This is a genomic window from Pelosinus fermentans DSM 17108 (genome assembly GCF_000271485.2).
Lineage (GTDB): Bacteria > Bacillota > Negativicutes > DSM-13327 > DSM-13327 > Pelosinus > Pelosinus fermentans.
This window is the reverse complement of record NZ_AKVN02000001.1, coordinates 1,392,429-1,414,835: the sequence shown is the minus strand read 5'-3', so window position 1 is coordinate 1,414,835 and position 22,407 is coordinate 1,392,429. Positions and strand designations below refer to the sequence as shown.

19 protein-coding genes are annotated in these 22,407 nt (G+C 39.3%); 3 read left to right on the top strand and 16 right to left on the bottom strand.

Annotation, left to right across the window (positions count from 1 at the left end; genetic code table 11):
* Position 1 precedes the first annotated feature (1 nt).
* The 14 genes from FR7_RS06240 to FR7_RS23780 form a co-directional block, all read right to left on the bottom strand.
* Positions 2-685: an ABC transporter ATP-binding protein gene (locus FR7_RS06240; protein WP_007931285.1), complete on the bottom strand. Its 684-nt coding sequence runs from the start codon at positions 683-685 to the stop codon at positions 2-4.
* Positions 686-699: 14 nt separating this feature from the next.
* Entirely contained in the window at positions 700-1,785 is a 1,086-nt protein-coding gene (locus tag FR7_RS06235) for an efflux RND transporter periplasmic adaptor subunit (protein WP_007931287.1), read from the bottom strand.
* Positions 1,786-1,828: 43 nt separating this feature from the next.
* On the bottom strand, positions 1,829-3,106 hold the full coding sequence (locus FR7_RS06230) for a TolC family protein (RefSeq protein WP_007931289.1): 1,278 nt from the start codon (positions 3,104-3,106) through the stop codon (positions 1,829-1,831).
* Between the two features lie 237 nt (positions 3,107-3,343).
* The gene (locus FR7_RS06225) at positions 3,344-4,615 is read right to left on the bottom strand and encodes a sensor histidine kinase (RefSeq protein ID WP_007931290.1); all 1,272 of its coding nucleotides are present in this window, start codon (positions 4,613-4,615) and stop codon (positions 3,344-3,346) included.
* A 2-nt stretch (positions 4,616-4,617) separates the two neighbouring features.
* Positions 4,618-5,292 (bottom strand): response regulator transcription factor, encoded by a 675-nt coding sequence (locus tag FR7_RS06220; protein WP_007931291.1) that lies wholly within the window; start codon positions 5,290-5,292, stop codon positions 4,618-4,620.
* A 141-nt stretch (positions 5,293-5,433) separates the two neighbouring features.
* Positions 5,434-6,675 (bottom strand): GDSL-type esterase/lipase family protein, encoded by a 1,242-nt coding sequence (locus FR7_RS06215; RefSeq protein WP_237714783.1) that lies wholly within the window; start codon positions 6,673-6,675, stop codon positions 5,434-5,436.
* 100 nt (positions 6,676-6,775) lie between these two features.
* Positions 6,776-7,090, bottom strand: coding sequence for a pyrimidine/purine nucleoside phosphorylase (ppnP, locus tag FR7_RS06210; protein WP_007931293.1), 315 nt, complete (start codon positions 7,088-7,090; stop codon positions 6,776-6,778).
* A gap of 137 nt (positions 7,091-7,227) precedes the next feature.
* A complete protein-coding gene (locus FR7_RS06205) occupies positions 7,228-7,944 on the bottom strand; it encodes an aspartate/glutamate racemase family protein (protein ID WP_007931294.1) in 717 nt (238 codons plus the stop codon).
* Positions 7,945-7,980: 36 nt separating this feature from the next.
* Positions 7,981-8,673 carry a GNAT family N-acetyltransferase gene (locus FR7_RS06200; protein ID WP_007931296.1) on the bottom strand — a complete coding sequence of 231 codons (693 nt, stop codon included), beginning with the start codon at positions 8,671-8,673 and terminating at the stop codon, positions 7,981-7,983.
* Positions 8,674-8,696: 23 nt separating this feature from the next.
* Positions 8,697-10,541: a HAMP domain-containing histidine kinase gene (locus FR7_RS06195; protein ID WP_007931298.1), complete on the bottom strand. Its 1,845-nt coding sequence runs from the start codon at positions 10,539-10,541 to the stop codon at positions 8,697-8,699.
* Between the two features lie 389 nt (positions 10,542-10,930).
* On the bottom strand, positions 10,931-13,123 hold the full coding sequence (locus FR7_RS06190; RefSeq protein WP_007931300.1) for a DNA topoisomerase III: 2,193 nt from the start codon (positions 13,121-13,123) through the stop codon (positions 10,931-10,933).
* Positions 13,124-13,392: 269 nt separating this feature from the next.
* Positions 13,393-14,307: a TIGR01777 family oxidoreductase gene (locus FR7_RS06185; protein ID WP_007931302.1), complete on the bottom strand. Its 915-nt coding sequence runs from the start codon at positions 14,305-14,307 to the stop codon at positions 13,393-13,395.
* 102 nt (positions 14,308-14,409) lie between these two features.
* The gene (locus tag FR7_RS06180) at positions 14,410-14,694 is read right to left on the bottom strand and encodes a CC/Se motif family (seleno)protein (RefSeq protein WP_007931303.1); all 285 of its coding nucleotides are present in this window, start codon (positions 14,692-14,694) and stop codon (positions 14,410-14,412) included.
* Between the two features lie 473 nt (positions 14,695-15,167).
* Entirely contained in the window at positions 15,168-15,323 is a 156-nt protein-coding gene (locus FR7_RS23780) for a hypothetical protein (RefSeq protein WP_007931304.1), read from the bottom strand.
* Between the two features lie 203 nt (positions 15,324-15,526).
* On the opposite strand from FR7_RS23780, the gene FR7_RS06175 reads away from it, so the two are divergent.
* From FR7_RS06175 to FR7_RS06165, 3 genes are all read left to right on the top strand, one after another.
* Positions 15,527-16,129, top strand: coding sequence for a hypothetical protein (locus FR7_RS06175; RefSeq protein WP_007931305.1), 603 nt, complete (start codon positions 15,527-15,529; stop codon positions 16,127-16,129).
* Positions 16,130-16,346: 217 nt separating this feature from the next.
* The gene (locus FR7_RS06170; RefSeq protein ID WP_007931306.1) at positions 16,347-17,120 is read left to right on the top strand and encodes a hypothetical protein; all 774 of its coding nucleotides are present in this window, start codon (positions 16,347-16,349) and stop codon (positions 17,118-17,120) included.
* Between the two features lie 240 nt (positions 17,121-17,360).
* Positions 17,361-18,422 carry an AbrB family transcriptional regulator gene (locus FR7_RS06165; RefSeq protein ID WP_007931307.1) on the top strand — a complete coding sequence of 354 codons (1,062 nt, stop codon included), beginning with the start codon at positions 17,361-17,363 and terminating at the stop codon, positions 18,420-18,422.
* A gap of 67 nt (positions 18,423-18,489) precedes the next feature.
* Here the strand turns inward: FR7_RS06165 and FR7_RS06160 are convergent, their stop codons facing one another.
* The gene (locus tag FR7_RS06160) at positions 18,490-19,341 is read right to left on the bottom strand and encodes a pyridoxamine kinase (RefSeq protein WP_007931308.1); all 852 of its coding nucleotides are present in this window, start codon (positions 19,339-19,341) and stop codon (positions 18,490-18,492) included.
* A 41-nt stretch (positions 19,342-19,382) separates the two neighbouring features.
* Positions 19,383-22,337: an EAL domain-containing protein gene (locus FR7_RS06155; RefSeq protein ID WP_007931309.1), complete on the bottom strand. Its 2,955-nt coding sequence runs from the start codon at positions 22,335-22,337 to the stop codon at positions 19,383-19,385.
* Positions 22,338-22,407: the final 70 nt, after the last annotated feature.

Genomic DNA, 22,407 nt, shown 5'->3' with positions numbered 1-22,407 from the left:
CTCACCTCACTTTCCATTCATCCCGTTCAATCAACCCATCACGAACGTAGACAACCCGCCCGGCATACTCGGCAATGTCTGGTTCGTGGGTAACCAGAATGATGGTTCGTCCTTGGGAGTTTAACTCTGAAAAAATATTCATAACCTCATCACCAGACTTGGTATCAAGGTTACCTGTTGGTTCATCCGCCATAATAATTGTAGGGTCATTTACCAGCGCTCTGGCAATGGCAACACGCTGGCGCTGACCACCAGAAAGTTCATTAGGCTGATGATTCATCCGTGATTCCAGTCCTACCATTGCCAAAACCTGCTCTGCCCGTGCCAATCGTTCTTTTTTTTCAACTCCGGCATACACCATAGGCAGAGCCACATTTTGTAATGTGGACATCCTGGGCAGAAGATTAAAGCTTTGGAATACAAAGCCTATTTTTTTGTTTCTGGTGATGGCAAGCTGATCATCATTGAGCGTTGCTACTTCTTGCCCATCCAGTATATACGAACCCTTTGTCGGCCGATCTAAGCATCCTAATATATTCATTAACGTTGATTTACCCGACCCAGATGGTCCCATGATTGCAGTCAATTCGCCAGGGCTTATATTTAAGGTGATCCCCGCAAGGGCATTGACCTGTTCTCCGCCTAGTTGGTAAACTTTAGTAACTTCTGAAAGTAGAATCGACAAGATAAGCCCCTCCTTTACATGCCACCAGGACCACCAACCCTCATACCGCCCTTGGTAGAATTTGTTGTTTGCGTTTTAGCCGAAGATGCCACGATTTCATCGCCCTCGGATAATCCGCTTACAATCTCAATTTTACTATCGCCTGTGATTCCAGTAGTAACAGCTACATTTTGCGACACATTTTGTTTAACTACCACTACATATTGTCCATTATTATTGGATTTAACAGCAGCGAGGGGCACAACCAGCGTATTTTTACTTTCTGCCACATGAATAGAAACCCTGGCTGTCATCGTTGGTTTCAGCAAGTTCTCAGCAGCATCCACATCGACTAATACATTATAGTAGACTACATTAGAAACAACAGTGGCTTTTTGCGAAACATTCGATACCACTCCGCTGAAAGTCTTTGCAGGATATGCATCTACTGTAAATGTTACCTTTTGTCCGACTTGTATTTTCCCAATATCCGATTCATCCACCTGAGTTTCAATCTGCATTGTTGACATATCAGCGATTGTCAGCAGTACCATCGGTGTTGATACCCCGGGTGCTACCGCTTGACCGGCAGGAGTCGGCTTACCAATAACCTGCCCATTGATGGGAGAGCGAATCACTGTATCGTTCAATTGAGATACCGCATCTTCATAGGCTGCTTGGGCCACACTGTAATCACTGCGGCTGGTATCAAGAGCCTGAGTTGTTACTGCTCCAAGTGCTTCTAATCGCTGGGTACGCTCATAGATACCCGTCGCGTTGGATAAACGAGCCTGGGCCTGAGAAACAAGTGCCTGCAGATGCGTATCATCTAACATCAACAGCACCTGCCCCACTGATACGACATCATTTTCCTTAACCTTTACTTCTTTGATCAAACCTGTAATTTTAGAACTAACATCAACGAGATTTACCGGTGAAATGGTCCCCGTAGCTGAAACCATGGAAGAAATATCGCCACGCTCTACCTGTACGGTTGGTCCCACCTGAACGGGAGTTGTTTTTCCTTTATAGATATAAATAGCACCACCAATTGCTGCTACAAAGATCAAGCCAAGAATCCATCCTTTATTTTCAAGAACTTTTTTCCATACCAAGGGCATACTCGTACCTCCTGCTTATCATTAACAGCTTTTAGGGCTGCGCTCATTCTACGCCTGCTCCAATCGCTTTTTGCAAATTTGCTTTGTTTACACTGTAATCATATACGGCTTGCGTAGCATTGGTTTCGGCTTGTGTAAGAGCCACTTGCGCATCAATAACATCTAAGTTGGTACCTACACCAGCATAGTATTTAGCTTGAGAAGCTTTAAGATCTTCATTGGCTTTGCCTACCGCTACTTTTGAGGTTTCAATACGAGCCTCCGCTTCTTTCATACTTAAATATGCTTGACGAACTTCTAATTCAACTGCAGTACGAGTTTGCTGATCACTGTGGCTGACTTTCTCCATATTTGCTTGGGCTTCTTTGATTTTGGCATTAGTCACGCCAGCATCAAAGATATCCCAGCTGGCAGAAAGTCCAACCGTCCAATTGCTATTGTCGCCAGGAAATTTAGAGCCGCTCCAGCCTTGTGTGCCATTTGCTGACACCGTTGGCAGTTTTCCGCTATCGGCAACTTTAATGCCTGCTTTTGCTGCATTTATCGTATCTTGAGACTGCATGATTTCTGGTCTCTTTTCTTTTGCCATTTGAATACTGTCTTCCAATGACATATCATATTGGGAAAAAGCAAGATCATCTTTCATGGTATTCTGACTATCTAAAGGCAAGCCTATAATATTATTAAAAGTCGCAACGGATACATCATAAGCATTTTGCGCTTTTGTCAAATTCTGCTGTGCATTTGCCAATTCTACTTCTGAACGCAATACATCAGATTTGGCGATGGTTCCTACTTCATATTGAGCCTGAACATTTTTCAAATGCTCTGATAGATTATCAACAGTCTGTTGATTCACTGTTACTAGTTTATTATTTTGTAACACACTAAAATAAGCAGTCGTAGTATCTAACTTTACCTGCTCTTTCACTTTAGCTACACCAACGGTAGCAATATTCGCATTATATTTTGCCTGATCAATCAGTCCTTCTGTTCTTCCCCCGGTATATAAAGGCCAGTTTACACGAAGGGAGGTGTTAAAATTCTCACCCGTAGATGTTGCTTCTCCACCAGATCGATTATTACTATTGGACAAGGATAGATTCGGCATTTTACCGCCTTCATTTTCCTTTATACCCCAAACCGCTTTATCTTTATCAGCAATTGCCATCTTAATCGACGGATTATTTTGCAATGCCAAAGCAATACTATCATCCAGCGATAGCTCGGCAGCAGCAGTAAAAGGTATAGCGGTATTGAAAACCAGCAAGCCAGTTGCCAGTAAAACAGCAGGTTTCACGAAGGCTTTCTTTCTTGACATTTCTATGTGTCCTCCTTAAATTTGCTTCCTATCAGTAGTCGGTGACTATTGAATTTATTCTACTGTTCTTTTTTTTGATTTTCTTTAGATTCCACTTGGTAAGTACTGTATGGTGAAACAAGAAAACGTTTTTTAACCGCAGAGGCGCAGAGAACACAGAGAAAAGATAGATAGGATAGAAAAATCTATAAATTCAGATAGTAAAAAAAGACACCTTTTCAAGTGTCTTTTCGCTGATTATGATGTTTCAATAGGAAGAGTAACATAGACTTGTGTACCAATGCCTGCCTGGCTTTCCACCCATATTTTTCCTTCATGCTTTTCAACAATCCACTGTGCAATGGCTAATCCTAAACCAGCTCCCCCATTCTTACGAGAACGAACTTTATCACCACGAAAGAAACGTTCAAAAATATAGGGTAAATCAGCCGGCAAAATTCCACATCCTGTATCCTTCACCTGGATTAAGACCTTACTAGAATGTTTGCAGCAAATAATTTGGATGTTCCCTTCTTGGGGTGTGTATTTAATCGCATTATCTAATAAAATGACGAATAATTGGTGCAGTCTTTCCCGGTCTGCTGACAACCAGATTGTATCACTGCATTTTACATCTAAGGAAACACCCTGCATCTGGGCCAAAGGTACAAACTGTTCTACAACCCTATCAATGATTTCATTTAATAGTATCGGCACTGCTTCAATTTCCATTTGATTTGCATCTGCTCTCGCTAACGTAAAAAGAGTGGAAACCAATTTGCTCATGCGTATGGTTTCTCGAATGACATTAGTAATGCGGATGGTTTCTAACTCTATGGTATGCTCAGGACTACGTAATAAGAGTTCTGCATTACTTTTGATAACAGCAAGGGGAGTGCGCAGTTCATGAGAAGCATCAGCCACAAACTGCTGCTGTTTTTCCCATGCCGCTTGAATGGGCACTAAGGCACGGCGAGCCAAATAATAACTGCCTAACACAATGGCTGTCATACCAATAAGCTGTCCAATGAATATAATAATTAAAAATCGCCTTAGCATGGCTAACTCGGAGTCAACTATACTAATGGCTATAACATCTTTGACTTTAATAGGACGATCCTTAAACACAATGGTCTCATCCGTATAAGGATAGGGATTCGATAAAATGCGATACACATGATGATCGATTTTTGGTGTCTGCCATTTTTCGGTACTGGCTGTTTCAAGAAAATCCAGAACTTCGGGTGGTAATCCTTCAATGGGATAGGTATGAAGATTGATAATCTTTCCCTCTATATCTCGCAGCAAAATCAGTATGCGGGATTCAAAAAAAATCAGGGGCGGTCCTCCATCCCTTAGACGAATGTTTGGAATGCGAAAAGCATTTACTCTGCGTTCCATGGATTCATCAATATCATCAAAAATCTGCCTGGCTACGTATCCATACAAGGTTCCGCCAAAAATAATAAAAATCACTAAAAATACTATGGAATTTACCAGCGTCAATCTTCGTAAGGTTTTCTGGAACATGATTACTTCTCCTTCATCATAAAACCTGCTCCACGAATCGTTTGTATTACGATCTGGCTGCCTTGAGCCGTTAATTTCTTGCGAAGATAGTGAATATATAAATCCACAATTCCAATCGTGGTTTCTGACTCAAAGCCCCATATTCGATCAAAGATTTGTTCTCTGGTCAAGATATGACCTTGGTTTAATATCAGGTATTCGAGTAAATCATACTCTTTACTCGTTAACTGCAAAGCATTTTTATCTACAAAGCCATCTCTTAATTTGAAATTCACAGAGATGTCGCCATACAAAAGCTCTCCTTCTTTCCCTCCCATGCCTGTACGTCTTAATAAGGCTTTCACTCTCGCTAATAACTCTGGAATGGCAAAAGGTTTCACCAAATAATCATCGGCACCGCTATTTAAGCCGATTACCCGATCTTGTACGCTGTCCTTTGCCGTTAAAAGCATAATAGGCATGGAAATGTTCTGCAAACGCAGTGTTTTTACAATCTCTAAACCACTGACTTCTGGAAGCATAATATCAAGTATTAATAAGTCATGGACATTCTGCAATGCTAAATATAATCCTTCCTCGCCATTTCCTGTCTCATGAATCAAGTATTCTTCTTCTTTGAGCACAGCAACAACCACTTCCCGCAGCATCTGATCATCTTCTACAACTAAAATTCTCACTAGTGCCTCCCCTTACGACCTGCCTTTATTCATTACACATAGCTTATCCAAGAGAAAACGTCTGCATTCAGGTCGAAAAGCAAAAGCACCGATGCGAAAATTCGCAATCGGTGTTTTGTATAGCATGTATTCAGTACGGCTTTACAGCTCGGGATGATTTTTTAAAAAATTCTTGATGGAATCAGCCATAACTTTTTTACCTGAGATGTCAGGATGCAATCCATCCTGAGCATATTTTACTGGCAGTATTCCATCCTCATCTGCCAGCAGGGAATAAATTTCAATCGCATAGGATTGATTTCGAATAAACGCATTCACTTTCGCTAATTCTACCTGCCAGTTATCAGCAGTTGACTGATCAAATACCCGCTGTATTCTTTCAGGATTTACAGGAGGGACTGTCAAGAAAATAGGCGTGATTCCATTTTCCTCACATTTTTTCTTTAGTGATTCTAAGGATTCAATGACTACTTCTCCAGATACGCCACCACGAATACTATTCGTTCCACCCATAATAAACAGATATTGAGGCTTAAAGGGAAGTACGTCATGTTCAAAACGCTCCACCATCGCCTCGCTGGTATCTCCGCTTCTGCCTAAATTCTTCACAGGGAAAGGCAAGTATGAGACATATTCAAAACGTTCATCCGATGGCGGATTCGAAATGGCTCCACCCCCATGAGTAATGCTATCGCCAAACACGGCCCATTTTTGGCTGCCTATTTTCACGGTCAATGGGCTTGCATCAGAATACTTGCCAATCGGCTTTTGATTCTCATCTAACGCAAGTACTCGCCAGTAAAATGTCCCTGGCTCTACATAGGCATGAGTGTCATAATAATCAAATCCAAATCCGCCTTGTACTATAGAAGAACGGATTCTATATTTTGATGCTTCCACTCCGTTGGGGTTCTCTGGCAAAGCACTCAATATTTCCACTTCATAAGAATCAGCTCCTAATACTGGTATCCATGAATATACAGGATATAGCGGCAGGGGGTGACTCTTTTTTAAGCTGGATGTAATGGTTGGCTTAACAGGATTAAGAACTCCTTCGCTTAAAGGAATCGGATCTGAAAAAGCAGCACGAGGATTCTTATCGAAATCTAAAGGACGAACACGATAATATAGCTTTTTTAGTTTTTCGCCTTTAAATAAAGCTGCATCCAATTCAATACCAGGAGTAGAAATCTTGGTTGTACTATAAACAAATTGCTTGGCAGAAGCTTTCTTATTATTCTTAATGGGACGATTGGCGATCTCCAATTCATACATAACTGCATCCTCAGCATTGTGCCATACAAGCTGTATTTTATCGTTTTGGGCATAGCCATTTACCGTTACCAGAAACAGCGCAATACTTAAAAATAGGATCCTTAACACTCTCAAAAAACGTTCTCCTCTCTTTGTGTACAAAAAATAAAGATTGTCACAAGCATACGCTTGTGACAACAGTATGTATCTGCTACATTCTTTTCATGAATTATTCTTCATATGAACAACAATAATCCGCAACGATTTTTACTTTTAACGAAAAACGTGAATTAGCTGGAACTTGGAAGTCATCTCCGCCTGTATATACATTCCAGGTGCTTTCACCTGGTAACAATACTTCTAGCTCTCCTGCCAAAATCTCCATAACTTCAGCAGCGTCAGTACTAAACTCATATTCCCCTGGCAGCATAATTCCCAAGGTCTTTCTAGTTCCATCAGCAAAAAGAACAGTTCGGCTCGTTACCTTCCCCTCAAAATATACATTTGCCTTTTTTACAATCGAAACATTTTTAAATTGATCCACGCGTTTTCCCCCTTGTCTTTCCCATCTTCATTATACAGTAGTAGGCGATCTATATTTTTTGCTTTTTTTCATTGTAACACACCGGTTATCAAATGCAAAAGATAGAAATTTTGAAGAGCAGCTTAAATTTATAATGTTTATGCTGTACTTAACGCATTACCAACTGTATATTCACCTATTATTGCATTTTTAGCTACTTCTGCTAATATATCTAAGGTATCAAACAGAGGAAAATCAATATCATCCTGAGAAAGCAGAATAGGTAAATCGGTACAAGCTAATATCACACATTCAGCACCCATTTCCTTTAGACTGCCGATAATCGTCAGTAATGCTGCTTTATCAGATGCTAAAATTTCTCCTTTTACCAATCGATATATGATTTCTGACACAGTTTTTTGCTGATATATCGCGGGTAGTATTGGAACTATATTACTCTCGTACAGGGGTTTTGTATATAGTTGATTGTCAACAGATGCAGTAGTGGCTAAAATCCCTACCTTTTTTATTTTATGCAGTTTAAGATATCTGCAGGTTTCTTCCACGATACTAAACACAGGAACTTTTGAAACCTGCCGAATTGTATTGATATAAATATGAGCTGTATTACAAGGAATTACACAAAAATCCACGTTATCATGTATTGTCTTAATACCTTCAATCACAAGTTGTTCCAGCAAGTTTCCCTCTTCGTTACGTTGTAAAAAACAATCGGCGATTTGAAAAGGTTCGGGAACACTATACATAAGAATGGGAGGATATCCTTTAGTATGTACAAATTGTTTGACAATCTTCATATAAAACAGTGCGCTTGCCTCCGGTCCCATACCGCCGACAATACCACAAGTTTTCAAAATAACTCCCCCTTATATCTAATTCAACTAATCAATTTAAACTATCATTTCATCTCGGCCAAAAACAATGTCAAAACCATTCTCATTTTTTAAGGCATCATATCCATAAAAACCTAAACTAATCATAAATTTCTGTGACTCAGTATCTGTGCCTAGTACTCGTACACTATACTGGGGTTGCTTTAAACAATTTTCTAAATCCAAATACATTACATAGCGAAGTAGATTATTAAATTTTATTTTTAGCTGCCTAATGGCAAAACCATTATCAATAAAACCTTTTATAGATGGATAATTATCGGGGGCAACCGTAGCACATACATGCTTATATCCCATTTCTTTAATCATTTGTAAATGTTTTGCAAGGAGCTTACTAAAAAGTCCTCTCTTTCTATGATCCGGATGTACAGCAAGTGGGCCCACTTGGGCAACCTGCAAATATTCCTCTTGTATTATACCAATGTCAATACCTAGGTTCTCTTCATTTAAATCTGGAAAGGAAGCTATATGGAAACCGACTAACTGTTTCTTTTGAAAAAGACCTATTACGCTTTTTTCAATAGCGATTTGCTTATGAAAAAACTGTGTTGGTTCTGCAAAATAAATTGTTGGATCAGATAAGTTTTTAACTATGATTTCCTGTAAATAAAGGATTTGAGCTAAATGACTTTCATTTAAGACCTGGATATCATATCCACTGTTATCGTCAATTTTTGTTACATCTGCCATTGTTTTCAATCCCTTCATGGATATTAATTATCTTGTAGCCTTTCAAACTTAACAAAGAACTCCGTCCCGTCATCTCCTGTTTTCACGCTAATTTTAGCATTATGTCTAGCTGCGATACTATAGCAAACAGGTAAACCTAAACCGGTACCATTTTCTTTCGTTGTTTGAAAAGGAATTCCTATATTTTCTAATATTTCGACTTTAATCCCTGACCCTTGATCTGCAATAGCCATGACTACTGCATTCTCTTCACAGTACGTCCTTACTCTGACTTCTCCTTTCTCATCCATTGCTTCCAATCCATTTCTCACCATGTTAAGAATTACTTGCCTAATTTCTTTCTCATCAATCAGCAATTCGGGAATTTCACTTAATTCTAATACAATACTTTTATTACTGATTCTGGCATCTGCTTCAATAAGAGGAATAATGGCTTCAATAATATGATTCAGATTTGCATATTCAAGATTAACGGCTTTATTTTTTGCCAGAGATAGAAATTCTGATATAATGCTATTGGCCCGATCTAATTCCTCAATCATAAGACCATAAAAAGAAAAGTTAGGCGAATCATGTTCTTTTTTGGCGAGCATTTGCAGGAAGCCTCGTACAGTAGTCATAGGGTTACGTACTTCATGGGCAATCCCTGCTGCCATTTCCCCAATGATATTTAAGCGATCAAGCCTGGCAATCTGCTTTTCTATTTCTTTTTGCCTAATTGTATTCCATAAAATCATTTCATTTTGCTGCTGGATTTTTTTAAAATTAGCCTTCAATTTGTCAGCCATCTCATTAAAAGCAACTGCTAAGATACCAAATTCATTCTTCCGTCCTAAAGGTACCCTAAATTCCAAATCTCCATTACTAAGAGCTGTAACCCCCTCAGTTAACTCACTGATTGGCTCTATCACATATTTTTTGGTGATCCAAAAAATCGAGCCTAGAATTAAAAATAGCATCACAATACAAGTAATAAAAATTGGTTTCATTATTTGGCTTACTTTCTCTGCTAATTCACTCTCATCAATAATAGCGATGGCTTTCCAACCTGATATAGGAGATCGATTAACAGAGACTAATTGTCTTTTACCTTCAATAATAACACGATATATCTTCCCATCATCTGCCAAATCAACTAACTCAGGAATACCAATTTCTAGTGGAGTTTTCATCAGCCATTCATTATGCTTAGAACAAACAATAACTTTATTATTTTGACTTAGCAAAATTACATAACCATTTGTCCCAATTTTAAATTCCTCTATCCTTTTTCCTAAATCTTCCACATTCCAGCCAGCTACTACCACACCAAGTATTTTATCTTTGTATTGAACAGTACGTGAAAATGCAACAACTATTTCTCCTGTCGTTTTCATGGCATAAGGGTCTGTTAAATAAGCAGTACCTTTATGATTAACTGCTTCTTGATACCACATTCGTGACCTAGAATCATATCCAGACTCTGTAAAAAAACCAGGATACTCTAAGTATCCCCCTTGCTCTGTCCCTAACCCAACGAGCATCATACGGGGAAATATACCCGAATAGTTAACAACGAATTGATAAATCTTAGAGTCAAGCATCTCAGGATTTTTAATTTGCTTATCGCCTATAAATTTAATGACTTCTGCTGTTCGGTCGTCCATCGCCAATAATGATATAGCCTCATAAACTGGTTTAATCGATCCATCATCAATCTTATTATGTATTTTTCTTAATATTTCATAGGTATAATATTCAAAATTCTCATGTACCTGCTTCGTTATCACCTTCTCTATATAGAGTCCACCCGCAACGAAAGGTGCGATACAAACTAATAATGTCCATACAATAAACTGAAATCCGATAGATTGTTTTTTTATTTTCATAGTAACCTCAAAACAAACTTAGGAATCATTTTGTCGCCTCTTTTATCTTTTTCCAAAAAATTTGATAAGAATAGCATTACATGTAACTTTTTGTAAACTTCTCCGTTAATTTGAAATTTCCTTGTTTATATTGCTAATAAAAATTTTGAAAATATATTTAACTGCAAAAATTAAACAGTATTAAGAATAATTAAGTAAGAAAAATACTTTGCATCTTTAAAAAATAAAGCCTTTGAACCGCGAAGACGCGAAGAATAGAAAGAACACGAAGTAAACATACGCGAACTATTAACTTCACGGTTTCGTGTTTTTGCTCCAAAAGCTTATAAATCCTATACTACAAAAAGGCCAGCACCTTCGCAGGTTACTGGCCTTTTCCATTTCAGATTCTATTTTAGCTGCAATTTTGCCAGGGCTTCTGCCATAGCAGAATTAAACGGTCCATCGCTTCCTTTACTTTGCTCTCTCATATATTTAGCAACTTCTCCCTTTGAGCTTTTGGTGCTTTCCTTCTTTTTTCGTTCATTGAAAGTAGAGAGTTTTTCTCGGAAACCGCAGCTGCAGACAAAGATCTGCCCTTCACCCTCACCGCGTAACTCCAATTTCTTATGGCAAGTAGAACACCTGGCATTCGTTATTATGGAGAGATTTTTACGATGCCCACATTCTCGATCCTGACAAACAAGCATTTTTCCCTTCTTGCCATTCACTTCTAACATGAACTTTCCACATTCCGGACATTTTGTTCTAGTAAGATTGTCATGCCTAAACTTATCTTGGCTGTTTTTGATCTCACTTACAACCACTTGCGCATATTTTTTCATGTCATTAATAAAGATATTTTTATTCAAGCTTCCTTTTGCAATATAGCCTAGTTTTTGTTCCCATTGAGCCGTCAAGGCTGGGGATTTTAAATCTTCAGGAACCAATGCCAGCAGTTGTTTTCCTTTGGCAGTAATAAAAATATTCTTGCCATTCTTTTCGATTAAGAAGCTATTAAATAATTTCTCAATCACATCCGCTCTTGTAGCTACCGTGCCGAGGCCGCCTGTTTCTCCAATGGTTTTTTTCAAGGCTTCACTTTCATTACTCATGTACTTAACAGGATTCTCCATAGCGGATAATAAGGTACCTTCATTAAAAGGTGCAGGAGGTTTCGTCTCTCCCTTGGTAAGACTCACATTAGTAATCGATATAGTGTCCCCTCGATTGATCTTGGGTAATAATTGTTCTACTACATCTTCTTTTGCCTCATCGTCCTCACCAGCATGTTCATAAATTGCCTTCCATCCTTGGGCAATAATCGTTTTACCCGTGGCAATAAAAACTTCGCCGCCTATTTTAGCTTTTAGAGTGATTTGCTCATACTCAAATGGCGGATATAAGGCTGCTAAAAATCGTTTTACAACTAAATCATATATTTTTCTCTCCATATCACTCATAGAACTTAGCATTGGCATCTGTTCTGTTGGGATAATTGCATGATGATCAGAGACTTTATTATTATCAACAAAAGAGGAATTCCCTTTGATGGGCTTTTTCAAAATGGCAGAGGCTATTTGAGAATAAGGACCTACACTGCATGCTTTGACTCGGTCTTTGAGGGTGTCGACAATATCCGTAGAAATATATCTTGAATCCGTACGAGGGTAGGTTAGCACCTTATAATTCTCATACAATCTTTGCATAATAGAGGTAGTTTCTTTTGGTGAAAAACCAAATAGACGGTTACCATCTCGCTGCAGTTCTGTTAAATCATATAATTGGGGAGAAAACTTCTTTTTATAAGCTTTGTCGATTTCCACCACTTCAGCATTTTTATTTTTAACCGTATTTAATAGTGCTTCACAAACGCTTTTATCAAAAGTTCGCGTATTTTTTGTATTCTTATCCTGCCAAATTAATTTTAAATGATTGCTGCCAGTTGCAGAAATTCCATAATATTCTTTTGGTTTAAAGGTTTTAATTTCCTCTTCTCTGGCTGCAATAATGGCTAAAGTTGGCGTTTGTACTCTGCCGCAAGAAAGCTGGGCATTGTATTTGCATGTTAGAGCGCGAGTCGCATTAATTCCCACAAGCCAATCCACCTCCGCCCGGGCAACGGCAGAAGCATAGAGACTCTCATACTCTTTGCCAGGCCTAAGTTTGCTAAAGCCTTCCTTAATGGCTTTATCCGTAACGGAAGAAATCCACAGCCGCTTAATGGGTTTATTGATATGTGCCTTTTCAATAATCCAGCGGGCAACCAGTTCCCCTTCCCGCCCCGCATCTGTGGCAATTACAATCTCACTTACATCTTTGCGCGTCATTTGTGTTTTTACCGTGTTGAACTGTTTGCCGCTTTGCTTAATGACAACCAGTTTTAATTGTGCGGGCAGCATGGGTAAATCTTCCAGCTTCCAGGATTTATACTTATCATCATACACTTCTGGATCTGCTAAGGTTACTAAATGTCCTAATGCCCAGGTAACAATATGTTTTTCTCCCTCAAAATAGCCATTTTCTTTTCGATTACAACGTAATACTCTGGCTAAATCCCTACCAACAGAAGGTTTTTCCGCTAACACTAATACTTTACTCATTATACAGTCCTTTCCCTATACAACTGCTCTCGCAAAACTTTTTGATTCAACAAAGTTTCTCTTGCAGGAGTTTATTTCCTTTTTATACAATCTATGCTTATATTACATCTTTTACACGCTATAAGTCAAAATGTACCCCAATTATACCTTCCTCATTCAAAGCAAGTCAACAAATGGAAAACGTTCTTTCCTTAAATAGAGTTCCAAGCATAAGAATCATAGTAATAATCCTGGCATTTATGAAAAATGCCAGGATTATTACTATGATTCTATTTTTTAAAGATATGTGTTAAGGCATCGGCAAGGCAAGGATAATGAAAGGTATAGCCTTGCTGCAGCAAGCGCTTAGGATACACCTTCTGGCTCTTTAATAAGACCTCTTGTGCCATATCGCCGAACAGTATTGTTGCTAAGAAAGCTGGAATACGAGTACGGCTTTTACTGCCCAGCACTCTTCCCAGTATTTCCATAAATTCCTGCATCGTGACAGCATTGGGAGTACAAGCATTATACGCCCCCTGCCAGTCTTCACACTCAACTGCCTGCAGAATCAAGTTCACAAGATCATCAAGATGAATCCAAGACATCCATTGCTGTCCATCTCCAATATAACCGCCAACACCAAAGCGAAAGGGCAGAGTAACCTTCGGCAGCATGCCGCCATCCAATCCAAGTACATGACCAAATCGTAAACGCAGGACACGTACTCCCAAGCTTTCCGCTTTTACAGCCTCCCCTTCCCAGGCTCGACATACATCGGCTAAGAAGCCGTGACCGTTTCCACTACTTTCTGTAAATCGCCGCTTAGGATGAGAGCCATAGTAGCCAATCGCTGATGCATTGATTAATACCTTGGGATAGGGCAGCCCCATTTTTTGATTCTGAAGAATGCTATCAACAATACAAGAAGTGATTTTTACTCTGCTGTTTATGATGTCTTGACAAACAACGGAATTCCATCGGCTGCCTGCAATACTTTCACCCGCTAGATTAATAATACAGCTTGTCCCCGCAATCGTAGCAGAAGTGAATAGTTTTCCCGGCTCAGGCAATGGAACCATAGAGTCTCTTGGGTGATTCTTACTGTCACGAGAGACAATCTGAAATGTATTTCCCCGGGCTACTAATTGTTTGACAACGGCTCGACCTACAAAGCCAGTCCCTCCGGTTATCAATAGACTCACCAGCTGCTCACTCCTTTAGTCATCCTTCTCTCACCCTTCATTTCTACTCATCTGGCCAAACTCCTCCATTATGTATCCCAAAAGAGATCGGACTTACAGGGGTCAGATTACTTTCCATCCTTCAATATATAAGTTTTTAATTTTTAAGAAACTTCTTACCTCAACAGTAAGAGGAACATTTGTATAAAAATCCTGGGGCACATATACAGTAATTCCATCAATTTCATTTATAGTATACTCCTGATCCATTGGTGGATTTCCCCAATATACAGAGGGTCCAAAATCAACACTGCCACAGCAAAGTCCAGTCGGGCCATTTTGGATCACATACACAGGCTTCTTTTTCGTAAGTATATACTCCTTGGCCGCATCACTAATTCTAAGCATATCCTCCCTCTCCTCTCTTACCAGTAGATATAACCTTTTATAATACATTAGTCTGTCTCAATACGAACAACATTTCGCGTCCTTTTGTCATTGCAAGCAAAGTGAAGAATCTCCCCAGCAAACCTGGAATTGCTTCGCGATGCTCGCAACGGCCATGAAATAAATCACAGGAGTGTCAGAAAAGACATCCGATGCTTTTTTTAAGGGGCTTTTTTGATAATGACGAACAGAGCAAATAGAACGATTTAACCGCAGAGACGCAGAGGACGCTGAGGAGATTTTTAACCCTATCTTTTCTCTGTGTTCTCTGCGTCTCTGCGGTTCGATTATTTTTTTCCACGCATTTTCTATACCCTTTTTAAAGGGCTTTTCTTGATAATGACAAATTAATGTTACTTCCTTCTTCCACTATTGTATCCCCACCTCATTGCACTAGCAATACTTGTTTTTAATCTGCAATGAGGGTGCGCTTTTTATATACATCCTAACAGCCATGATCCTCCAAAATAAAGTGCCGCTAGAATCAATAGCAGAAAGATAAAGCTGCCAAAATTAAAACAGAGCAAACATAACAGTAAAAAAATAATAGTAATACCAGAATGATCCATTACAAAGCTGACCCACTCCATCCCTATTCCCCCCTCTTTTCAAACGTCCCTGGTTATGTATTATATGCTTTGCAATCCTATTATGTTTTCAAGCATGAGATAAAAAATATAACATCATATAGAAGAATGACCCAATGGAATAATCGAATCGGAATTAAGTCTTCTTTCTGCTTGTACTTTATGATATCCTATATTTAGAAAAGAAAATTATATGAGGTGAGATTATGACTCGTTTTAAGAAATTTTTGATTCTAATTGCTTTTCTGCAGCTTTATATTATTTTAACCCCCTTACCAGCTCTTGCTTATAACACGTATCATGTTGCTGTGGTACCTTTAGTCAATACTGCGAATTGCCAAGATGAAGAGATTCTAGAATTGATACAAACAAAAGTTAAGAATAAATTCAAATTTCCCTTTTATGAAATCATGTCCGTAGAATCTACAGCTGGGGCAGTACAAAAAGACACGCTAAAAAATCTAAAAGATAAAGCTGCCATGGAACAGCTGGCAAACGATCTTTCTGCAGATATCGTGATTGGTATTGAACTTGTCGATGCCCAATCAGCAACTGTAACCTCTTCCTTCTGGGGTCTTTATTCTGATGATGATGATACTTATTTGGATACCAGAGTCTTGATAAAATGTTATGCATATACGGTCAAGGACGGTACATATTTGTCTCTAAGAGCTTCCAGTTCTGGCTTAGAGCCCATGAGAGTTGACACAAACCTTTACAACTCTGTCGGGAAAGCAATGGATGAGCTCATTGGAAAATTGCCTTATAAAAGAGTTCCCGCCGATGCTCTTACACTTAAAGGTGAATAAAAAAAATAAAACATTATGAACCACAAAGACGCAAAGGACACAAAGGGGGTTATTTATATTTTTTTGTGCACTCCTTTGTGTGCCGCGGGCGGCGGCATTGCGCCTTTGTGGTTAAATCACTCCTTTATTTCTTCATGACTTTTGCGGTTCATTGCCTTTTTTACCTAATACTATGTATCCGATTCATCAATAAAACTTAAAATCATAGGAGTGCTTTATGAATACAATTACGAAAAGATGTCTATGTTTATTTTCAATTCTGATGCTTACTGTATTTTCTCCTGCTGTCTTAGCTGTGGCAGCAGATCCCGCCCAGGTCAATACCACCTTTCATATGACTGGTCAAGTAACCGCCCCTACTGCTATTCAAGGCTTTTACGGCATAATCGGGGACGATGGGGTAAAATATCAGCCAATCAATTTACCGCGTAAATTTAAGAAAGAGGGGCTCATCATTCAATTTGACGCAAAGCTGAAGGTAAATACCATGAGTACCTTCCAATGGGGAAAAATTGCAGAACTCTCTAACGTAACGCAAATTACATCATCCATTGCCCCAGAAGAGCGTAAAGCCATTCAACTATTACTAAAAAGATTGGATTCGTTTAATACAAAAGACTTAGAAAAACTGCAGGAAATTGATATTGTGTCCAGGCAGCTTACAAAAGAGCAGTTTGATAATTGGGTAGCGAAATATGATCATTTTACCCTTCTATATGTTGATATTTCTGATGCTGATTCTACTTCTATTACTGGTTCCTGTTACTATACCCGAGAACTTGTAAATGGGATGACCCTTCATGGCAATACGGATTTAGCAGCTATGACCTTTACGCTATCCCAAACTTCAAGCGGCTGGAAATTAACAGAATCAGGATCTTTGTCTAATCAACCCATTCAATATAGCGCAGATACCCTTGCCACACTTAAAGAAAAATCCGTTAAAAAATATAATACTGACAGTTTAGCTGCTCTTTGGCAACGGATTTAACTAGACCGTACTTTTGGGACTTGCAATATTAGCGCTATTCTTCCCGCTGTAAGAAAAACGCTGCGCGTCCTTTAAAACATAGAAAGTAAACCAAACCGCAGAGAACACTGAGAAAAAATAAATATAAAATACCATGAGATAGTTGACCGCGCAACTATCTCATGGTATTTTATATTTATATTACTTTTTTGTAAATATTCCGCTGAATAGTTACAATGAAATCGATTGGAAAGGCGAAACATGAAAAATAATATTGTAATTTTCTTCTTATCTTGTATAGGAGGAATCATCTTTTTTAGCGCCCATATACCTCTTCCTTGGACCATCGGTCCCTTGGTGACCACCTTACTTTGGAAGACAATCAGAAAGAAACCCATCCATTGGCCAAAATCCATACGCAATATAGGTCTGATTTTTCTTGGCTATGCTATGGGCAGTCCTTTTACCCTTCAGGTCGGTCAACAAATTTTAGACCAGCTCCCCGGCATGCTGCTAACGACCTTCACTACTATGACACTGAGCCTTTTGGCAGGATGGTTTACTTGCCGCTTTACAGGTGTGGGGATGATAAATGGTTTAGTTGGCAGTATACCCGGCGGTCTTTCCCAAATGGCTGTCATTTGTGAAGAAATTGATGGTGCTGATGTTGCTGTCGTTACTCTTATGCAAATAACCAGGGTACTAACGGTTGTATTTATTGTACCAATGCTGGCAATTTACGGTCTTTCAAACAATTCTACCCCTCTGCCGCTTTTTGCATCTACTGCCTCTTTACAATTTGAACAATTTCTGCCCTTTGGAATTGTATGTATTATTTCAGCCTTCCTAGCCAGAGTCATCAGAATTCCCACTCCTTATCTTATGGGACCTGTTATTGGAACCATTGCCCTTATCATTCAAGGCTATAACGCTCCTCATCTTCCTCAATACATCACAGCATTAGCACAGATATTCATTGGAATACGCATGGGAGCCGATATCACTTTCGATGGATTAACAAATTGGAAATCCATTGTCTCCTATAGTTTTGGAGGAGTCATTTTTGTCATTGCAGGTTCATTAGGGATTGATTATATACTGGTGAAGCTCTATGGAATTCCTTTTCTAACCGCTTTTATCAGTACTGCTCCCGGCGGCATAACAGAGATGGGACTCACAGCCATGACGGTTCATGCTGATGTTTCACTGGTTGTTGCCTACCAATTATTTCGCTTATTATCTATGCTGCTTATCGGGATTCCCCTGCTGCGATGGTGGCTAGGGAAAAAAGCAGTTCACAAAACCTTGCAGCCTACCCTCTAAAATCCAATGCCACCTAAAAACAGCAAGATTCGCCGGATCTTCGATATCCCCGGCGAATCTTGCTGTTTTATTGCCTGGTATCTCGGCAAAGCCAAGGCAGCACCTTTTCTACCAATACACCTTCCCGGGAGGGAGTCTGAGCGGCAAAGGTCTTTTGAATGGAGAGCCTAACAAATTCGGCTGCCCGTTCCATAGCTGCTGACAGACAGTCCTGCTGCAGCAAAGCCCCCACCAGCACACTGGCAAAAATATCTCCTGTTCCAGGATATTTGACTGGAATGTGGTCGCTGTAAACTTCCCAGAAGGTATTTTTTCTTTTGTCATATCCTATGGTAAGAATTTTCTCATTCACAAAGGGAATTCCTGTGATTATCACCTTGGATGGACCAAAGCCTCCTAAATCCATAAGCCAATTCTTCATTTTCTTGGTATCATAAATTGTATTCTGATAACTCTCTCCCAGTAAAAAACATGCCTCGGTATAATTGGGTGTAACAATATCTGCTTTTCGAACTAAATCCTTCATACGCTCTTGCATATGAGGTGTATAAATAGAATATAACTTCCCTTCATCCCCCATGACCGGGTCTACAACTACCAAGGGATGGTTGGAAGAAGATTCATCAATAAAGTGCTGTACTACATCAATTTGTTCCTCTGAGGCCAAAAAACCACTGTAAATACAATGAAAAGTAATTCCTTCTTTCTTCCAATGATGAAAAAATTCCGGCATATAATTTGTAAAATCGCAAAATGCTAAGTCTTTAAAACCACCTAAGTGAGTGCTTAAAACAGCTGTCGGCAGAGGACAGACTTGAATTCCCATTGCTGATAATACGGGAATAATCACTGTTAAAGAGCAGCGTCCAAAACAGGAAATATCATGAACAGCCGCCACTTTGGGCACGAAATATTGCATTACTTTCTCCTTTTCAAACATAAATCTCCTATATTTTTTAATCAATTTTCAAGGTACTGCCAGATTTTCTCCTTTTCCATTGGCTTACTAATCAGATAGCCCTGGATTTTATCACACTTTTTCTTTCGCAGGAAAAACCGCTGTCCTTCTGTTTCTACTCCTTCTGCTACTACTTTTAATTGCAGGCGGTGAGACAGTTCAATGATAGTTTCGATAATCGCTGCATGGGCACTTTTCTTCATGGCGTCAATCACAAAGGTTCGATCAATCTTTACCGTGTCAATCGGCAGCTCTTTGAGGTAACTGAGTGAACTATATCCTGTCCCGAAATCATCAAGTGAAATCTGTACTCCCATCGCCCGCAAATGGTGAAGCTTAGGAAGTGCTACTTCAAATTTCTCAATCAGTAAGGTTTCAACAATTTCTAATTCCAAATAAGAACTCGGAAAGCCCGTATCATCCAGAACCTCTGCAACCTGCTCTACAAAATCTGGCTGCAAAAGTTCTTTAACAGACACATTTACGGCGATAGAAATATCCCGCCCATGATCTCGCAGTTCTTTACCAAATAAACAAGCTGTCTTTAGAACCCATTTTCCCATATGAATAATCAATCCGCTTTCTTCCGCAACTGCCATAAAGACATCAGGAGAAGCAAGACCATGCTCTGGTCTATTCCACCGAATCAACGCTTCTAAACCAACAGTTTCACCAGTATGTAAGTCTATGATGGGCTGATAATGGAGTACAAATTCTTCCTTTTCAATGGCAGCCCGCAGCCCCTGCTCAATACGCAGCTTCTCTAACATCTCATGTTCAAGTTTTTCTTGGAACCATGCATAACAGCGTTTCCCCTCCCTCTTTGCCTGATGAAGCGCTAAATCCGCACTCCGCATAATCTGATCCGGTTTATTGCCATCTTTAGGATATAATGCAATGCCAATACTAGAAGTGACCATAAAATAGTTTTTATCTCCGCCAAAGGGCTGATCAATTGCCAGAGTAATATGTTGAGCTAAGTTCTCAATGGTAGCAGCATCCACAATGCCTTTCACCATCATAATAAATTCATCACCGCCTAGGCGGGCAACAAAATATTTTTTGGCAATTTGCTTTAACCTCGTTGCTACTTGAACGAGTAAGCGATCACCATTTTCATAACCAAAAGAATCGTTGACGAGTTTAAAATTATCTAAATCAATAAATAAAATAGCACCTTTCGCTTCCTTCTTCTCTAGTTCTGCAGATAAATGCTCAGCAATCGATGCCCTGTTAGGCAGATTGGTCAAGGAATCATAATACGCCATATGCTGAATTTGCAATTCACGCATCTTATGTTCCGTGATGTCTGTATAGGACCCAGCCATGCGTATTGCAACCCCCTGTTCATTAAATAATGCTTTTCCCCGAGTGAGTACCCATAAATATTTACCGGATCGCCCTCTTACGCGATACTCCCATAAATAGTCCTCTGTTTTGCCTTTCAAATGTGCCTTTAAACTTTCACGGGTTTGGAGCTGGTCTTCCGGATGAATGCTTTTCCACCAGGATGATAAGAAGTTTTCCTCCTCTTGTTCAGACCACCCTAATTTTTTCAGCCAGCGTTTTGATATTACCATCTCTCCACTTTGAATATTCCAGTCCCATATAGCATCATTAGCTCCTTCTGTTGCTAACCGATAGCGTTCTTCACTTCTTTCTATTGTATTCTGCTTATCCCAGAGTTCATCAAATTGAGCACGAAGTTCTTCCTCAGTACTGGCCAGCTGCTCATATAAACTTGTCAATTCTTCATTACTGCATGTTAATTGCATTTCCGCTTGATAGCGGCTTTGCTGCATGCTGTCTATTGCTTGCGCCACTTTCCCAATTTCATCCTTTTGCTTTAGCAGCGTATCTGAAATACGCAGTGCAAAGTCTCCATTCCCTATCGTCTCCAAATGATGAACCACTTTTTCTAAAGGCTGGGTCAGATATAAGGTTATGAAAAAAGTTCCTCCAAAAGTAAAAAGCAGCAAAAGCAAAATAAATACACCTGTGACAAGTGCTACATGCCGATTCTTAGCAATGAGTACCGATTCGTCTATTACGGTAGCGATTTTCCATCCTGTCGCTAAAGAGGTTTGAAAGTTGATAAACACTTTTGTTCCATTGATCGTCGTTTCCAGAAAACCTTCTGGCTCATGCAGTAATTTATAGTAATCACTAAAACCCATTTTACCGCTATTTTCCTGCTGGCTATTTCCCTCTTCCATTGCTAAGAGAGAAATATTTTGGAAATGAAGATTTTGATCAGGGTGAGCCAAAATAGTCCCGTCTCTGGTAAACATGAATTGATAGCCTGAATTGCTTTTATTACTCTCTTCAATCATCCGGGAAAAGTGCTCTAAGCTGACATCAATCCCCATAACGCCGATAATTTTCCCATTTTGATCTTTAATCGGATTGGTTGTACTGACAATAAAATTATCACCAAGGTATGATTGGTATGGCTCTGAGATCATAATTTGATCTGGATTCTTAATGGACTGCTGGTACCATGAGCGTTTTCGCGGATCATATCCCGCCTTCCTTACTTTTGTAGCAGGCCATTGAATATATCCCCCTGATTCCGTACCCAAGTATACATAAGCCACACCCTGATGAGTAGTTGCATATCTAGAGAATTCGGTAAAAATGCGGTGGTCAATCGAATCTCCTGGCTCTTGATAGGTAACTGGTGTATCTACTTTAGTATCAAAATAAATCGGCGCCGCACTTTCTCCTTGGGTAACAGCAGGGAGAGCTGACATCATTTGCGTATCTTCTTTTATACCTTTTAACATATTGGCAATCAAGTAATCCAATTGAGTCATTTGGTTACTCGAAGTAAGTACCATTTCATCTTTTAATGAATTCGACATTTGTATATAAGTACTAAAGCCTAAAAGTAATAGAGGAACCATCGCTACTAACAGGAAGCTAATAATTAATTTTTCTCGGACTGTACGGAACATGATCATCTCTCCAGTCATCTATAAATAATATGGCGTAAAAAGCTGCATAACTAAAAAGGGCCTTAATTTT